Source organism: Oleiharenicola sp. Vm1 (assembly GCF_047777955.1).
Classification (GTDB): domain Bacteria; phylum Verrucomicrobiota; class Verrucomicrobiia; order Opitutales; family Opitutaceae; genus Didemnitutus.
Window position 1 is genome coordinate 3,262,090 of record NZ_CP180537.1, and the last position, 15,547, is coordinate 3,277,636.

15 protein-coding genes and 1 pseudogene are annotated in these 15,547 nt (G+C 69.4%); 5 read left to right on the plus strand and 11 right to left on the minus strand.

Annotated features, from left to right (window positions below):
• Positions 1–7: 7 nt before the first annotated feature.
• Entirely contained in the window at positions 8–379 is a 372-nt protein-coding gene (locus tag ACMYLB_RS15705) for a DoxX family protein (protein ID WP_415907909.1), read from the plus strand.
• Positions 380–421: 42 nt separating this feature from the next.
• Here ACMYLB_RS15705 and ACMYLB_RS15710 read toward each other — a convergent pair whose 3' ends face one another.
• Genes ACMYLB_RS15710 through ACMYLB_RS15725 form a run of 4 tightly spaced genes read right to left on the minus strand, consistent with a single transcriptional unit; the run spans position 422 to position 6,188 of the window.
• Positions 422–1,660 (minus strand): glycoside hydrolase family 28 protein, encoded by a 1,239-nt coding sequence (locus tag ACMYLB_RS15710; RefSeq protein WP_415907910.1) that lies wholly within the window; start codon positions 1,658–1,660, stop codon positions 422–424.
• A 22-nt stretch (positions 1,661–1,682) separates the two neighbouring features.
• Positions 1,683–3,821 carry a hypothetical protein gene (locus ACMYLB_RS15715; RefSeq protein ID WP_415907911.1) on the minus strand — a complete coding sequence of 713 codons (2,139 nt, stop codon included), beginning with the start codon at positions 3,819–3,821 and terminating at the stop codon, positions 1,683–1,685.
• Positions 3,818–4,879, minus strand: coding sequence for a tRNA (adenosine(37)-N6)-threonylcarbamoyltransferase complex transferase subunit TsaD (gene tsaD / locus ACMYLB_RS15720; RefSeq protein ID WP_415907912.1), 1,062 nt, complete (start codon positions 4,877–4,879; stop codon positions 3,818–3,820). Before tsaD ends, ACMYLB_RS15715 begins: the two co-directional genes overlap by 4 nt.
• Positions 4,880–4,898: 19 nt before the next feature.
• Positions 4,899–6,188, minus strand: a complete 1,290-nt coding sequence (locus ACMYLB_RS15725) for a S41 family peptidase (RefSeq protein ID WP_415907913.1) — start codon at positions 6,186–6,188, stop codon at positions 4,899–4,901.
• Between the two features lie 34 nt (positions 6,189–6,222).
• Between ACMYLB_RS15725 and ACMYLB_RS15730 the strand changes: the two genes are divergently transcribed.
• Both ACMYLB_RS15730 and rpmB read left to right on the plus strand, forming a co-directional pair.
• A complete protein-coding gene (locus tag ACMYLB_RS15730) occupies positions 6,223–7,212 on the plus strand; it encodes an SAM-dependent methyltransferase (RefSeq protein WP_415907914.1) in 990 nt (329 codons plus the stop codon).
• Between the two features lie 85 nt (positions 7,213–7,297).
• Entirely contained in the window at positions 7,298–7,528 is a 231-nt protein-coding gene (gene rpmB, locus ACMYLB_RS15735; protein WP_415907915.1) for a 50S ribosomal protein L28, read from the plus strand.
• Positions 7,529–7,693: 165 nt separating this feature from the next.
• Here rpmB and ACMYLB_RS15740 read toward each other — a convergent pair whose 3' ends face one another.
• From ACMYLB_RS15740 to ACMYLB_RS15755, 4 genes are read right to left on the minus strand one after another with little or no spacing between them, the layout of a single operon-like run.
• A complete protein-coding gene (locus ACMYLB_RS15740) occupies positions 7,694–7,978 on the minus strand; it encodes a GNAT family N-acetyltransferase (protein WP_415907916.1) in 285 nt (94 codons plus the stop codon).
• Positions 7,979–8,031: 53 nt separating this feature from the next.
• Positions 8,032–9,615, minus strand: coding sequence for a murein biosynthesis integral membrane protein MurJ (gene murJ, locus ACMYLB_RS15745; RefSeq protein WP_415907917.1), 1,584 nt, complete (start codon positions 9,613–9,615; stop codon positions 8,032–8,034).
• A 9-nt stretch (positions 9,616–9,624) separates the two neighbouring features.
• The gene (locus tag ACMYLB_RS15750; protein WP_415907918.1) at positions 9,625–10,353 is read right to left on the minus strand and encodes a hypothetical protein; all 729 of its coding nucleotides are present in this window, start codon (positions 10,351–10,353) and stop codon (positions 9,625–9,627) included.
• Between the two features lie 7 nt (positions 10,354–10,360).
• Positions 10,361–10,627 (minus strand): FmdB family zinc ribbon protein, encoded by a 267-nt coding sequence (locus ACMYLB_RS15755; protein WP_415907919.1) that lies wholly within the window; start codon positions 10,625–10,627, stop codon positions 10,361–10,363.
• Between the two features lie 115 nt (positions 10,628–10,742).
• Here ACMYLB_RS15755 and ACMYLB_RS15760 point away from each other — a divergent pair.
• A pseudogene (locus ACMYLB_RS15760) lies at positions 10,743–11,558 on the plus strand (polyprenyl synthetase family protein); the annotation flags it as partial.
• Positions 11,559–11,625: 67 nt separating this feature from the next.
• Entirely contained in the window at positions 11,626–12,099 is a 474-nt protein-coding gene (locus tag ACMYLB_RS15765; protein ID WP_415911149.1) for a hypothetical protein, read from the plus strand.
• A 27-nt stretch (positions 12,100–12,126) separates the two neighbouring features.
• Here the strand turns inward: ACMYLB_RS15765 and ACMYLB_RS15770 are convergent, their stop codons facing one another.
• The 3 genes from ACMYLB_RS15770 to pgk form a co-directional block, all read right to left on the minus strand.
• Positions 12,127–13,128: a hypothetical protein gene (locus ACMYLB_RS15770; RefSeq protein ID WP_415907920.1), complete on the minus strand. Its 1,002-nt coding sequence runs from the start codon at positions 13,126–13,128 to the stop codon at positions 12,127–12,129.
• Positions 13,129–13,299: 171 nt separating this feature from the next.
• Complete coding sequence (gene tpiA / locus ACMYLB_RS15775; protein WP_415907921.1) at positions 13,300–14,094, minus strand: triose-phosphate isomerase; 795 nt, start codon at positions 14,092–14,094, stop codon at positions 13,300–13,302.
• 177 nt (positions 14,095–14,271) lie between these two features.
• Entirely contained in the window at positions 14,272–15,516 is a 1,245-nt protein-coding gene (gene pgk / locus ACMYLB_RS15780; protein WP_415907922.1) for a phosphoglycerate kinase, read from the minus strand.
• Positions 15,517–15,547 lie beyond the last annotated feature (31 nt).

A 15,547-nucleotide genomic window follows, 5' to 3' on the forward strand; every position in this document is an offset into this window, starting at 1 on the left:
CCACGCCATGAACATCTTCCTCTGGATTCTGCAGGGTCTCGCCGCGCTCGTGTATGGCGCCTCGGGCATCATGAAGGTCTTCCTCTTTGAGAAAATCAGCCACGATGTCCTCTCGTTCGGGGCGTTGCCGCGCGCGGTGTGGACCGCCCTCGGCCTTCTTGAACTCGTCTGCGTCGTCGGACTGATCGTTCCCGGCGCGCTCCGCGCGATGCCATCGCTCACAATCGCCGCCGCCGCGATTCTCGCTGGCGAAAGTCTCGTGTTCATCTGGGTTCACGCCCAATACAGGGAGACCGGAACCATCGTCATGTGCGCCGTTCTCGGCCTGCTCATGGCGTTCATCGCCTACGGTCGCTTGGTCCTCCAACCGATTTCCTGAGCGCGACCATCCCCGGCGGTTGGTCGCGCCGGCGAAGCCTTCTCACTTCACCACGGATTCCAGCGGTGCGCCGTTCACTTTCACGTCGCGCACTGTGAGGCCGACGTCCTTCCCGACCGTCAGCTTCGCGTCCGTCGCCTTCAGGTCGATGGCCTCGAGCGTGAACGCGTCGATCGTCGCCGTGTCGTGCGTCAGCAGGGTGCCGACGCTGCCGATCGTGCCGCGGACGTTGCGCACCGTGACATTCCGGATGTGCGAGCGCGGCGGCGCCTCGCCCTGCAAATCGAAGAACTGGGACCACGGCTGGACCTTCAGCAACCGGCCGCCGTTCGGCACGTTCACCTCGATGTCTTCGACGAGGATGTCCTCGTAGCGCTGCGGCGTGTCGGGGCGCAGCTTCAGGCTGAGCACGTTGTTCGGCCCGGTCAGCTTGCAGCGACGCACGGTGACGTGGCGCACGAGCGTGGCCTCGCTACCGCAGGTCACCACGCCGGCGCCCTCGCCGAACGTGCAGTCCTCGATCAGAATGTTCTCCACTGGCGGGCTGTCGGCGTCCTGGTCGGCGTGCGGTCCCTTCGTGCCCTTGAGCGCGATGCAGTCGTCGCCCACGGAGATGTGCGTGCGCCGCACCGCAACATCGCGGCAGCTGTCGAGGTCGATGCCGTCGGAGCTGGGCGCGCGGATGCTGCCGGAGTCGGGCGCCTTGATCGTCACGCCGTCGATCGTGACGTCGCTGCAGCGGTAGAGGTGGAGGTTCCAGAATCCGGAGTCGCGGAACGTCAGCCCCTCGATCCGCACGTCGTGGCAGGAGTCGAGGAACATCATCCGCGGGCGCTCCACCTCGAGGTTGGTGCACTTGGGATTCTCCTTCCGCCGCTGCCAGAACGCCGCCCAGAATAGGATGCCGTTGCCGTCGACCACGCCTGCGCCGGTGATCCGCACGCCGGTGAGGTTTGTCGCGTTGAGCAGCGCCACGCGCCACTCCTGGCGCCGGCCCTCGACGCGCGTCGGCGCACGCGGGTAGTCGGCGATCTGGTTCGAGCCGAGCAAGGTGGCCCCGGCCGCGACGTGCAGTTCCACGCCCTGCCGGAGAAACAGCGCCCCGCTGCGAAAAACGCCTCCGGCGATCACGACGCGTCCGCCGCCGACGGCGCCGGCCTCGTCGATGGCGCGCTGGATCGCCGCGGTGTCCAGCGTCGCATCGTTCGCGATCGCGCCGAATTCCGTCACGGCAAAGTCGCGCGCCCCGGCGGAGGCCGTCGCCAGCAGCAGCGCCAGCACCGGGAGTTTCAGGAGGGGTTTTTCATGGCAGAGGTTTCCAGCCTTCGGCCTGCACGACCCAGGTGCCGTCGCGCGGGATGCCGGGATGCTCGACCGGCGCGCCATCCCAGCCGCCGAGCATGAGCGACACGGCGGCGAGGAACGCGCCGTTCGCCGGCAGGTAGACGGCGATCTCGCGGCGCCGCGCGCCGGGCGGCGCGTTCGCCGGCAGGGCCTCGTCGCTGCGGACGGGCGCATGGCCGTTGGGCAGGTAGATGTTGTTCGGACCGTCGCGCAGCAGCACCTCCAGCGCGACCTCGGGCCGGCCGAGGCGCACGGCGGTCATGGCGATCATCGGGTAGTCCCAGCCCCAGATCTTCGTCGCCCAGTCCCAATGCTGCAGCACGGCGTCGAGCGTGCGGCCCATCGTCGCGCGGTCGACCGCGGGCGTCTCCGGCATCATGCCCAGCGCCATGAGCATCGACGGATGATCGTGACGGCTGGCGACGTTCTCCCAGGTATCCGGCGTCGACTCGAGCGCGACATACTTGCCGTCCTTCACCGGCAAGGGCGAGAGGCGCGCGATGGCGTCGTCCCAGGATTTCTCGCGCGGCAGGCCGCGGCGTTCGCGCCACTGCTGCGCGAGGCCGAGCGTCCAGCGCCAGTAGGCCAGCTCGAAGGTCGGATTCTGGCTCGTGGCCTGGTCGTAGATCTCCTGCACGATCCACAGCGGCGGCCCGAGCACGTAGCGGTCGCGCTTCGGATCGAGCCAGAGCATCGAGGCCATGCAGTCGGCCGTCTCCTGCACGAGTTCGCCGTAACGCTCGAGCGTCGCGGGCGTCGGGGCCGAGCGGTAGAGCAGTTCGCAGAGATAGACGAGATGCGGCTGGTTCCAGACGATGAGCGGGTTGCCGCCGGGGCTCTCGCGCAGGTCGGGGCCGACCATCTTGGCCCAGCGCGCGCCGCGCAGGCCGCGACTCTGCGCCAGGGCGCGCGCGACCGGGAGCTTCTCGCGATACCAGTCGACGTTGCGCGCCAGCAGTTCGGGGTGGCCCCAGAGCGGGAAATGCGCGGCGTGCCACCAGAGCATCTCGGTGTGGTGCTTGCCATACCAGGTGCTGCAGGTGAGGCCGCTCTCCTGCGGCGGCACGTCGCCCGCCATCTGGACGGCCATCAAGTATTGCGAGAGCACGATCCGCCGCTCGAGCTTCGCCGCGAGCGGGTTGGTGCTGCCGGAAAAGTCCGCGGCCGCGCTGCGCTGCCAGAACTCCGGCCAGTGCGTCGCGACGCGCGCGAAATCCGCCGCCACCTGCGCGCGCGGCTGCCGCCCGAAGTTCACCGCCAGCTCCAGCGTCCGCACGCCGCGGTCGCCACGGACCCGGAAGGTGTGCGGCGCGCCCGCCGCCTCGGTCGCGCGGCTGAGCGAGACCGCATACGCGAGACCACTCACCCGCCGAAGAATCTGCCGCGGCCCGTGCAGCTCCGAGACGTGCGTCTCCGGCTGCGTCCAGTCGAAGCCGGGCGTGTTCTTCACCTTCGGATCGTGACCGCGGGGGAAAGCCAGTTTCACCGCGAGCTCGCCCGACGCGACCAGGTCGGACTCGATGCGCAGCGCGACGGTGTCCTCGTCGGGCAGGCACGCGGTTGTCACCTCGACGACTTTGCCACCCAGCGAAAAGCGGCTGTGGATCACGCCATGCCAGAGATCGAGGGTCTGCTCGATCTCGCGCACGTCCGCTGGCGTGAACGGCGTGCCGTCGGGCTTGCGCCACTCGAGCGCGATCTGGCCGAGCGGGTGGTTGCGCGGGTTGCGCCGGAGCCACTCGCCGGCGGGCGAACTGCTGTTGGTCGGGTAGCCGTGCACCGTGCCGTCGGGGTGCGTGAAGGCGCGGTTCGCGTCGGCCAGCCGGTAGCCGGCGGGGTTCTCGTCCTGCACCCAGGCCCAGCGCGACAGCGTCTCCAGCGGGATGCCGTTGCGGTGATACTCCGTCGGGAAGGTCTGCAGGCCGGTGACGTCGACACTGAAGGCGAAACCGCCGTTGCCGACCGTGAGCGGCGAATCGTAGTCGACCGCGCGCACGACGGGGTTGTGGCGCGCGACCAGCGTCGCGCGGTCGATGCCCGCCGCGATCCCGCCGATTGCGAGGGCCAGCGAGATCAGGATCGCCGCGAACGTCTTCATGGCGCCAGAGCCAAGCTCGGCGCGATCTCCAAGTCAAAGCCGGCCGAGTTGACGTGGCCAGTGCCGCCGCGCTTGACGCCGCCGGGCTCCCGCTCGGCCCACGCCGCGAAGGCGATCATGCCGGCGTTGTCGCCCGTGTGCTGCGGCTGGGCGCGGAGGAACGGCACGCGCCGCTGCGCGGCCAGCTTCTCGATTTCGCCCTGCAGGACTTTGTTGTTCGCGACGCCGCCTGAGAGTCCGACACTGCGGTAGGCCCCCTGATCGAACGCCAGCCGCGCCTTGCGCACGAGCGCATCCATCACGGCGTGCTGGTAGCTGGCGCAGAGGTCGGCCTTGCGGCGCTCGATCTCGTCCGGGCTCATTTTCTCCAGCGTGTAGCGCAGGCTGGTCTTCAGACCGGAGAAGCTGAAGTCGAGCGTCGCCTTCTGCGCGACGGCCTTGGGGAATTGAAACGCCCTCGCGTCGCCGGCGCGCGCGAGCTTCTCCACTTGCGGCCCGCCGGGGTAGCCGAGGCCGAGGAGCTTCGCGCCCTTGTCGAGCGCCTCGCCGGCGGCGTCGTCCATCGTCGAGGCGATGAGCTTGATCCGCCGCTCCTCGTCGATGGTGAAAAGCGCGGTGTTGCCGCCGGAGACGAGCAGGCCGAGGTGCGGCAGCAGGCGCGCGAACGCCGCGTCGAATTCCGCCGGCGCCTGCGCGTGGAGCGCGATGAACGGCGAGAAGGCGTGCGCGCGCAGGTGATTCACGCCCACGACCGGCACGCGCCAGGCGAGGCCGAGGCTCTTGGCGACCGAAAGGCCCATGGCGAGGCACGCGGCGAGCCCGGGCCCCTGGGTGACGGCAACCTGCGTCACCTGCCCGGGCGACACGACGGCGAGCGCCCGCGTCACGAGCGGCGCGAAATGCTGCAGGTGTTCGCGGCTGGCAAGATCGGGCACGACGCCGCCGTAGGCCTCGTGCAGCGCGATCTGGCTGTGGACCCACTCGCCCGCAAAACCGCGCGCGGGATCGAACACCGACACCGCGGTCTCGTCGCAGGAACTTTCGAGGGCGAAGATCATGGCCGGGCGCCGGGATTCGTCACCGCTTGGCCCCCGCGGCGGCCGCCGGCGCCGGGCGCGCGATCAGCACGCCGCGCAGGACCTCCTCCGCGGCGTTGCGCTGCGTGTCCTCGACCGGCGGGAATCCGAAGCGCTCCTTGAACTCGGTCTCGCCCGCGAGGTCGGTCCGCGATTGCTGGATGCGCAGGCGCGCCTCGTCGTCGGCGGACATCTCGATCTCCACCTGCGGCTGGATGCCCTTCTCGTGGATGGTGATGCCGCTCGGCGTGTAGTAACGCGCCGTGGTGAGGCGGATGCCCTCGCCGTTCTGCATCTCGATGATGCTCTGGACGGAGCCCTTGCCGAAGGTCTTCTCGCCGACGATCACGGCGCGCTTCGTGTCCTTGAGCGCGCCGGAGACGATTTCCGCCGCGCTCGCCGTTCCGCCGTTGACGAGGACCGCGATCGGATACGTGCGGCGGGGGTGGTTGTTCTCGGCGCGGAACTCCTCGCGCGACTCCGGCGTGCGGCCCTGAGTGTAGGCGATGAGCTCGCCCTTGGCGAAGAACTGGTCGCACACGTCGACCGCCGCATCGACGAGGCCGCCGGGATTGTTGCGCAGGTCCAGGACGAGCGCCCGCAGGTCGTGCTTCTCCAGCTCCTTCAGCGCCGCATCGAACTCGTCGCCCGTGCGCTCGCTGAACTGGGTGATCTGGAGGTAGCCGATGCCGTCGGCGGAGATCTCCGTGTTGCGCACGCTGCGCAGGCGGATGCGCTCCCGCTTGAGCAGGTAGGTGACCTCGCGGTCGATGCTCGGCCGATAGAAGACCATTTTCACCTCCGAGCCCGGTTCGCCGCGGATGAGGCGGACGGCCTTCTCGGTGCTGGGGTCGTCGATCGTCTTGCTGTCGATGCTGACGATGCGGTCGCCGCGGCGGATCCCGGCCCGCTCGGCGGGCGTGTCGGCGATGGTGGTGATGACGACGATGTGGCCGTCGCGCTCCTCGACCTGGATGCCGACGCCGTTGAATTCGTTGTTCAGCTCTTCCTCCGTCTGGCTGTAGGCCTCGGCGTCGAGGAACTCGGAGTGCGGGTCGAGCTCGCTGAGCATCCCGCGCAGCGCCGCGCGCGTGAGGGCGTCATAATCGGCCTTCTTCTCGTCGACGTAGTATTGCTTCACCGTGTCGAGCACGTCGCGGAAGTAGCGGACGTTCCGGTCGCGCTCGCGGTTCGGCCACCAGCTCGGCGCGCCCAGCTGCCGCGCGGCGAAGTGCGCGAGCCCGAAGCCCAGCGCGACGGCGACGAGGATGGCGGAAAGCCTTTTGAGCATGGCCAAGCGAGTGCGGAAATGCCTTGGTTGGCAAATGGGTTCCTCGTCAGCGTTCCGCGATGTCTTCCGCGCCGAGCCGCACGCCGCCACCGGCGTGTCGTTCGCGCGTTTCATGGAGCTCGCGCTCTTCCACCCGACAGTCGGCTATTACACGTCGCCCACCCGGCGGCGCGTGGGCCGCGACAAGGGCGCGGACTTCTACACCGCGACGAGTTTCAGCCCGGTCTTCGGGGAACTGGTCGCGGATGCCGCCGTGGGCCTGCTCGCCGGGAAAAACCCCGCGGACTACGAACTCGTGGAGGTCGGGGCCGAGCCCGGCGCCGGCGCGTTTCGCGACGTGGCCCATCCCTTCAAGAGCTATCGCACGATCTCGTATCCGCAGCCGATCGAGATGCGCGGCCGCTGCGTCGTGTTTTCCAACGAGCTGTTCGACGCGCAACCGTTCCACCGCGTCGTCCGCCGTGGCGGCGCCTGGCGTGAACTCGGCGTCGCGCTCGAGGGCGACGAGCTGCGCGAGGTCGAGCTGCCGGCGCTGACCGCCGAACTCGCCGCCGCCGCCGACCGCCTGCCCCGCGAGGCGCCCGAAGGTTATCACATCGATCTGCCGCTCCGGACGGTGCCGCTGCTTCGCCACATGGTCGCGCAGCCGTGGACGGGCCTGTTCCTGGCCTTCGACTACGGCCGCAGCTGGGCCGTGCTGGCCGAGGAGCTGCCGCAGGGCAGCATCCGCACCTACTCGCACCAGAAGCAGGGCGACGACGTCCTCGACCGCCCGGGCGAAATCGACCTGACCGGCCATATCTGCTGGGACTGGCTGGTCGACGAGTTGCAGCAGAACGGCTTCGGCGAGGCCTTGGTCGAGTCGCAGGAGGCCTTCCTGACCAAGCGCGCCGCTGCCGCCATGCAGGCGATCGTCACCGCGGAGGCGGGCCGTTTCAGCCGCCGCAAGCGTGACCTGATGCACCTGCTCCACCCCGGCAACATGGGCCAGAAGTTTCAGGCGCTCCACGCTTTGCGCGAGTAGGCGACGATTTGCGCGCCCGAGGAAATTTCCCTTGCGTAGCGCATCGGCGGACCTTTACTCACGACCCTTTAACTCGACAAACATCATGGCACGAATTTGCGCAATCACTGGCAAGCGCCCGGTCAAGGGCAGCATCATCAACCGTAAGGGTCAGTCCAAGAAGAGCGGTGGTATCGGCACGCACACCACCTCCAAGACCCCGCGCAAGTTCCGCCCGAACCTGCAGAAGATCCGCGTGAAGCTGCCCAACGGCGGCACCAAGCGCGTCTGGGTCGCGGTCAAGGCCATCAAGGCCGGCCTCGTCACCAAGGCTTAAGACCGATCCGGTTCCCATTCCTGTTTCCGACCCGCAGCGCAAGCTGCGGGTTTTTTGTTGGGCCGGCGGCGGCTCGTCCGGCGCGTGCGGCGCGGTCCGCGAACGCGGTGCCCTTTGGGGCCCCTCCCGCCCGCGGCCCCGCTGACCCGCGCCTCGCCGCGCCGGCTAGGCCAGGAGCGAGGCGAACTCCTTGTTCCGTTCGATGAACTTCGCCACGTAGGAGCACGCCGGCACGACCTTGCGGCCGGCCGCCTTGGCGTCGTTCAGCGCCGTGCGCACCAGCGCCTCGGCGTAGCCGCGGCCGCGGAACTCCGGCGGCACGAGGGTGTGGGTGAAGACCTGCTTGCCGTCGGCGAACTCGTATTCGGCGACCGCCAGATGACCCTCGAGCGCGATCTCGTAGCGGTGCTCGGCTTCGTTGTGGCGGACGGGGGCGGCGGAGTTGCTCATGCCGGCACGCTAGCCGGTCCCGCGCCTGGCGCAATGGCCGAGGCGCCGGCCGTTCAGCCGAGCTTCGCCCGCACCTTGGCCAGCAGCTGCTCGATATCCTCGCGCCCCTCGATGCGCAGCAGCCACAGCGCGCCGCCGTAGACCGCCGCGCCGATCGGGATCACCCCGAGCACCACGGCAAGATCGGCGGCCTTCGTGGGCAAGGCCAGCGCCGCCACGCCGCGCACGCTCGCCCAGACGACCGCCGCCATCAGCACGGCGCCCACGACGATCTTGCCGAGGCTCGGCAGGAGCGACACCACCGTGAAACCGTCAAGCTTGCGCGTGAGGCGCGATTGGAGGAATGCGGCCTGCACCATCACCGCCACGGTGCTCGCCAGGGCGAGCCCGACCGTCGAGAGCCACTGCATGAGCACGACGCTGAGGCCGATGTTGACCGCGAAGCTCAGCGCCGCCGCCCGCACGGGCGTCGCCGTGTCGCGCAGCGCGTAGAACGCCCGCAGCGTCAGGCTGGTGAACGAGATGAACGGCAGCCCGACCGCGTAGGCCACGAGCACCGGCGTCATCAGCGCCGTGTCGCTCGCCCGGAACGCGCCGTGCTGGAACAGCAGCCGGATGATCGGCTGGCTCAGCAGGGCCAGGCCGATGGCCGCCGGGATGTTGATCACGAGCACGAGGCGCATGCCCTTGTGGTAGTCGGCGGTGAGCGCCGCCCAGTCCTCCTTGGCCGCGTGGCGGGCGATGAGCGGAAAGACCACGGTCGCGATCGCGATCGTGAAGACGCCGATCGGCAGCTCCATCAGGCGGGTGGCGAGGTTCAACACCGTAGCCGCCGCGTCGTTCAGCGACAGGCCGACGAAACGCGAGACGGAGATGTTGATCAGGTAGATCGCCGAGCCGATCACCGTCGGCCCCATCATGCGGACGATCTCGCGGACGCGCTCGTCCGCCTGGAGGTCGAACGCCGGCCGCCAGCCCTCGCGCCAGAGCACCGCCGCGGGCACCGCCATCTGCAGGAAGCCGCCGGCCAGCACGCCGAAGCACAGCAGCCGCATGCGCGCCGCGTCGCCCCACGCCCACGAGGCGCCGAGGCCGAGGGCCGAGAGGATCGCGAGGTTGAGCCAGACCGGCGAGAGCGCCGGCTCCGCAAACCGCCCAAGCACCTGGCACGCCGCGCTGAAGGCCGCCGCCAGGCACACGAAGATCATGTAGGGGAAAAGCACGACCGCGAGGTCCGCCCCGAGCATCCAGCGATGCGCGGTGTCCGGATGGACGCCCCACCCCACCGCGATGCGCACCACCGTGTCGGCGTTCCAGAGGACGGCCATGGCCAGCGTGACGATGCCGGTCGTGACGAGGGCGAGCCAGCTCACCACCTTGCTCACCAGCCGGAAGGCCCCGGCGCGGTCGTGGCGCTCGAGCTCGCGCGTGAGCGTCGGCACGAACGCCGCCGTCAGCGCGCCCTCGCCCAGCAGGCGCCGGAACAGGTTCGGCAGCGTGAACGCCGTCGTGAAGGCCGAATACAGCGCGCTGGTGCCGAACACCGCCGCCGCCACGGACTCGCGCACCAGCCCCAGCACGCGCGACAGCACCGTCGCAAAGCCGACGACGCTGATGTTCTTGAGATGCTTCGACACGGGCGCCGCCTACGGCTGCGTCGTGACCTTCACGAGGCCGCCCTCCACCGCCATCGCGGTGATCTTCGCCCACGCCGCGCGGAAATCATCCGGCACCTTGGCCTTCGCGACCAGCGCCTTGGTCAGCGCGCCGCTCACGCCCGGCAGCGCATGCACGGGGCAGGAGCCGAGGTAGACCGCGTCCGGCTTGAAGATGAAGCTCTCGCCCCCGCGCTCGAACGTGCCGCTGGTCTGGAACACCACCTCCTTGGCCAGGCCGTAGTAATTCAGCACGACCTTCTCGGCGATGTGCAGCCGGTCCCCCTCGATGCGGAAATTCAGCCCGCTCGCGCTCAGGAAGTCGCCGTTGCCGGCCGCAGCCGGGGCGCCGTCGCCCTTCTTGTCCGCCGGCTTCGGTTTTTCCGCCGGCTTGGCCTCCGCCTTCGCCGTCGCGGCTCCGGTGAGCGACGTGGCCCAGGCGTTCAGCTCGTCCTCGGTCGCGACCACCTGGCCGCCCTGGACGAACGTCGCGACCTTGTCCGACCACGCGCGCGCCTTCGTGCCGTCGCTCTTGCCCGGCAGGTAGTAGACGACGCCCTTGACCGGCTCCTTGGCCGGTTCCTTGAGCGTCTGCACCGGCTTGAACACCAGGTAGACGCCGGCGGCGACGACGCCGAGGAGCAGGCCGAGCACCGCGCCGATCGCGACCTCGACCGTGCTGGGACCGTAGAGGGCTTTCTCGATTTTCTTGTTGGCCATGGCGGGATCAGTTCGCCGCGGATTTCGCGGCTGGTTTCGACTCGGGCTTGGAAGAGGATTTCTCGCCGCCCTCGGACTTGGGACCGGACTTCTTCTTGTAGTCGGTGATGTAGAAGCCGGAGCCCTTGAAAATCAGGCCGGCGCCGCCGCCGATCTTGCGCTTGAGGCCGGCTTTCTTGCAGGCGGGACACTTCTTCAGCGGCTCGTCCTTCATCGACTGGAAGGCTTCCATCTCGTGACCGCACTTGTTGCAGACGTATTCGTAGGTGGGCATCGGGAACGTCGCCCGGATAAAAGACCCGCGCGCGACGGTGGCGAGCCTTTCTTGGCCGCGCGCGGGCCACAATCCGTTTGCCAACCCCGGCGCCCCGGCGGACAGTCCCGCCGGCATGGATTTTAACGCGCAATTTCAAGCCTACGTGGAGCGCGCCGAGCGCGGCCTCGCGGAACTGGTCCCGCCGGCCGACACCCGCCCCACCCGCCTGCACGAGGCCATGCGCTACAGCCTCCAGGCCGGCGGCAAGCGCCTGCGCCCGGTCCTGCTGCTCGCCACCGCCGACCTCTTCGGCCGCCGCCATAACGCGCTGCCCGCCGCCGTCGCCCTCGAGTGCATCCACACCTACTCGCTCGTGCACGACGACCTGCCGTGCATGGACAACGACGACCTGCGCCGCGGCCGGCCGACCGCGCACCGGCAGTTCGACGAGGCCACCGCGCTCCTCGCCGGCGACGCGCTGCTCACCCTCGCCTTCCAGCTCCTCGCCCGCCACTACGCCGCCACTCCCGCCCTCTGCACCGCGCTGCTGCGCGAGCTGGCGGACGCCGCCGGTTCGGAGAAGCTCATCGGCGGCCAGATGGAGGACCTGCTGGCCGAGAAAAAGGCCGACGCCACTGCGGCCGAGCTCGACTTCATCCACCTCAACAAGACCGCGGCCATGATCACCGCCGCGCTCACCGCCGGCGGCCTGTGCGGCGGTGCGGCCGAGGCGGACCTCGGCCCGCTGCGCGACGCCGGACGCAGCCTCGGGCTCGCCTTCCAGATCATCGACGACGTCCTCGACGCCACCGCCGACACCGCCACGCTGGGCAAGACCGCCGGCAAGGACGCGAAGGCCGGCAAGACGACCTACGTGAAGCTCCACGGCCTCGAGGCCGCCCGCCGCCACGCCGCCACGCAGACCGAGGCCGCCCTGGCCGCCCTCCGCCGCCTGCCCGGCGACACCACCTTTCTCGTGGAACTCGTCCGCCGCATGGCGGATCGAAAAAGTAACCGTGCCCGAGCAACGCCGCGACTACCTGCTGCAACAGACCGAATTGCTCCGCCAGTTCGTCGCCCGGCTCGTGCGCGACCGCAATCCCGCCGGGGTCGACGAGGCGCTCCAGCTCGCGCTCAGCCTTCAGGAGCGGCTCTTCCCGCTTCCCGCCGCCGAGTTCCTCGTCCTCGACGCCGACGAGCAGGTCAGCCGCCTCCTCGCCCAGGAGACGCCGGCCGCCGGCCGCGAGAAGTGCGAGACCTACGCCGCGCTGCTGCGCGAGGCCGCGTTCCTCTACGCGCTCCGCGGCCGCGACGACCTCGCCGCCGGCGCGCGCCAGCTGGCGCTGCACGTCGTGCTGCTCGCGTCCGCGACGCCGCCGGGCGAGACGACGCGCCAGCTCGTGCTGAAGCTCACCAACGACCTCGCCGGCGAGCCGCTGCATGCGCCGGTCGCGGCGCTGCTGGCAGAATTCGAGCACGACCAGGCCTGAGGCCGCCCCGCGGCGAACCGGGCGCGCTCAGCGCGTCGCGCCGGCGCCGGGCATCGCCCGCGCGATGACGAGGCCGTTCAGCAGCTCGTCGATGTCGCCCGACACGTTCGGGTAGCTTTTCTGCTCGGACCACGCGCGCAGCTGCACGGTGCCCTCCGCGCCGGCGTAGAAGAAGCCGTGGTTCTCGTAGGTCACGCCGTCGACCCGCACGGTGAAGAACAACTCCTCGACGCTCGCGCTGCCGCGGAGCTTCTTGCCGCGCTTCTTCACCAGGACGCTCTCGGCGTTTTCCTTCGCGCGCCCGATGACGAGCTCCTCCATCGAACCCGCGTGCCGCTCGGGCGAAGTGATGAATTCCGCCTCCGCGCTCTCGTCCACGCGCAGCATCGCCACGCTGTTCGGATCCGCGATCTGCGGGTCGCGGAACCAGCGCGAGCCATCGTAGCGCAGGGTGAAGTTGCCCTGCTTGATCTCGCGCCAGCGTTCGCGCTCCTCGACGAGGCGGGCGTTGGTGAAGTCGGGCTTCACGTCGATGCTGGCGAGGAAGGCCGCCGCCTTCGGGCTCGGGCGCTCGCTGCCCGGCCACTCCGCGCTGATGAAATAGAGCGAGGCGCCGATGAGCGCGAGGCGCACCTCGCGGTGGGTTCTCTGCGCGGGCTGGGCCACGAGCAGGCGCTGGCCGTCGTATTGGCCGAGCGCCCACGGCTCGTCCTGCTTGATCTGGCCGCGGCGCGATTTCATGAACGCCTCGATGGTCGAGACGTAGAGCTGCTCCCGCTCCGTCGGCAGCGGCACCACGGGATACGTCACCCGCAGCACCATCAGGTGCTCGCCCCCGGCCTCGAGGAAGCGGCGCTCGGCGATCTGGTCGCCCTGCGGCGAAGGCGTGCGCTGGTCATCGACCTTGGGTTCGGCGGGGAACACGGCGGTGATCGCCCAGCCCGCCGGAGCGCACGTGTAATCGGCGCGGGCGAGCGACACGAAAGCAAAGGCGAACACCAGGCAAAACGCACGGGCGTGGAGGGGCACGCGGGGACAGAAACGGTCCGCCGAAGAACGGGCAAGCGCACAGACGCTTTCCGCCCCGGGGAGAATCCCCCAGGGCTGCTCCCGTCGCTTGGCCGCGGCGAAATTCCTCCGCGGCCCGGCGCCCGCGGAAAAGATGCCGCCGGGACGCGGGCGGGGCTGAGGCGCAGCGCCTCAGCTCGCGGCCATCGCCGCCTTGACCAGGTCGACGAACGACTTCGCCTCGAGCGAGGCGCCGCCGATCAGGCCGCCGTCGATGTCGGGCTGCGCGAGCAGCTCGGGGGCGTTGGCGGGCTTCATCGAGCCGCCGTAGAGGATGCGGACCTTCTGCGCCAGCGCGGCGCCGTAGAGCGCGGTGAGCAGGCTGCGGATGAAGGCGTGGACCTCCTGCGCCTGCGCGGTGGTGGCGACCTTGCCGGTGCCGATGGCCCAGACGGGCTCGTAGGCGATGATGACGGACGTGATCTGCTCGGGCTTCACGCCGGCCAGCGCGGCCTCGGTCTGGGTCTTGACCACTTCGAGCGTCTTGCCGCCTTCGCGCTCGGCGAGAGTCTCGCCCACGCAGAGGATCGGGCGCAGCTCGTTGGCCAGCGCGGCGAGGACCTTCTTGTTCACGAGGGCGTCGGTCTCGCCGAAATACTGGCGGCGCTCCGAGTGGCCGAGGATGACGTGCGTGACGTAGTGCGCGCGGAGCATCTCGGCGGAAATCTCGCCGGTGAAGGCGCCGTTCTTCTCCGCGTGCATGTTCTGCGCGCCGAGCTTCACCGCCTGGCCCTCGAGGACGTGGCGGACGCTCTCCAGCGCCGTGAACGGCGGGCACACGACGGTGTCGACCGCGGTCTCGCGCCCGACCTGCTCGACGATTTCCTTCGTGAGCGCGGCGCCGTCGGCGGCGGTCTTGTTCATCTTCCAATTGCCGGCGATGAGCTTTCGGCGGATCTGAATCGGGGACTGGGTCGGAGTGGACATGGTAAAAACGAACGGTAACTAGGCCCGAGCGGCGCGGGCGGCGCGAGGAGAAATTTCGGCGCGGGCGCGCCCGCGCGATCGGAAAATGGAGGGCGGGGTCTCCCGACCCCGCCACGTGAGCGGCACCACGTTCGTAGCGGCGGGGTCGGGAGACCCCGCCCTACAACGGGTAAACGATCAGCTTTCCAGGAACGCGACGCCGGGGAGGACCTTGCCCTCGAGGAACTCGAGGCTGGCGCCGCCGCCGGTGGAGCAATGCGTCACCTTCTTGGCCGCGCCGAATTTCTTCGCCGCGGTCGCGGTGTCGCCGCCGCCGACAACGGTCGTCGCGCCCTGGGCGGTGGCTTCGATGATGTCGTTGGCCATCGCCTTGGTCGCGCCGGCAAAGGCGTCGAACTCGAACACGCCAGCCGGGCCGTTCCAGACGATCGTCTTGGAGGCGAGGATGGCCTTCCGGTAGAGCTCGATCGACTTCGGACCGGCATCGAGGCCCATCCAGCCGTCGGGGATGCCGCTCTCGAGCGTGGCCGGTTGCGTGGCCGCGTCGGGCGCGAACTTGTCGGCGCAGATGAAGTCGACGGGGAAGATCAGTTCCACGCCCTTGGCCTTCGCCTTGGCCTCGAGTTCGGCGACGATCTTCGCGCCCTCGGGGTCGAAGAGCGACGCGCCGATCTTCATGCCGCGGTTCACCTGATGGAAGGTGTAGGCCATGCCGCCGCCGATGATGACCTTGTTGGCCTTGTCGAGGAGGTTGTTGATGAGGGGAATCTTGTCCGCGATCTTCGCGCCGCCGAGGATGGCGAGCAGCGGGCGGTCGGGATTCTCGAGCACCTTGTTGAAGGCCTTGAGCTCCGCTTCCATGAGGAAACCGGCCGCCTTGTCCTTGAGCGCGACGCCGACCATCGAGCTGTGCGCGCGGTGGGCGGTGCCGAAGGCGTCGTTGACATAGACGTCGCCGAGCTTGGAGAGGCTGGCGCAGAACGCGGCGATCGCGGTCTTGTCGGCGGCTTTCTTGGAGCCGTCCTCGAGCTTCACCTTCGTCTCCTCCTCGATGTGGAAGCGGAGGTTCTCGAGCAGCACGACTTCGCCGGGGGCGAGCTTGGCGCAGGCGGCCTCGACGGTGGCGCCGACGCAGTCGTCGAGGAACTTCACCGGTTTGCCGAGGAGCTTCTCCAACTCGGCCGCGACGGGCTTGAGGGAGAACTTGGCGATGCGCTGGCCGTCGGGGCGGCCGAGGTGCGACATGAGGACGACCGCGGCGCCCTGCTCGAGCGCGTATTTGATCGTGGGCAGCGCCGCGACGATGCGGGCGTTGTTGGTGATGGCGCCGGTGGCCTTGTCCTGCGGGACGTTGAAGTCCACGCGCATGAGGACGCGCTTGCCGGCGAGTTGCAGATCACGGATCGATTTGAATTTGGCCATGGTGGTTTACCTCCGAAAATAAAAAGGCCCA

Bases quoted from the DNA above. Each gene is read 5' to 3' on its own strand.
- ACMYLB_RS15750 (WP_415907918.1), bottom strand. From the start codon at position 10,353: ATGGCCAACAAGAAAATCGAGAAAGCCCTCTACGGTCCCAGCACGGTC.
- ACMYLB_RS15730 (WP_415907914.1), top strand. From the start codon at position 6,223: ATGGGTTCCTCGTCAGCGTTCCGCGATGTCTTCCGCGCCGAGCCGCAC.
- ACMYLB_RS15740 (WP_415907916.1), bottom strand. From the start codon at position 7,978: ATGAGCAACTCCGCCGCCCCCGTCCGCCACAACGAAGCCGAGCACCGC.
- ACMYLB_RS15705 (WP_415907909.1), top strand. From the start codon at position 8: ATGAACATCTTCCTCTGGATTCTGCAGGGTCTCGCCGCGCTCGTGTAT.
- ACMYLB_RS15755 (WP_415907919.1), bottom strand. From the start codon at position 10,627: ATGCCCACCTACGAATACGTCTGCAACAAGTGCGGTCACGAGATGGAA.
- pgk (WP_415907922.1), bottom strand. From the start codon at position 15,516: ATGGCCAAATTCAAATCGATCCGTGATCTGCAACTCGCCGGCAAGCGC.
- ACMYLB_RS15715 (WP_415907911.1), bottom strand. From the start codon at position 3,821: ATGAAGACGTTCGCGGCGATCCTGATCTCGCTGGCCCTCGCAATCGGC.
- rpmB (WP_415907915.1), top strand. From the start codon at position 7,298: ATGGCACGAATTTGCGCAATCACTGGCAAGCGCCCGGTCAAGGGCAGC.
- ACMYLB_RS15725 (WP_415907913.1), bottom strand. From the start codon at position 6,188: ATGCTCAAAAGGCTTTCCGCCATCCTCGTCGCCGTCGCGCTGGGCTTC.
- tsaD (WP_415907912.1), bottom strand. From the start codon at position 4,879: ATGATCTTCGCCCTCGAAAGTTCCTGCGACGAGACCGCGGTGTCGGTG.
- tpiA (WP_415907921.1), bottom strand. From the start codon at position 14,094: ATGTCCACTCCGACCCAGTCCCCGATTCAGATCCGCCGAAAGCTCATC.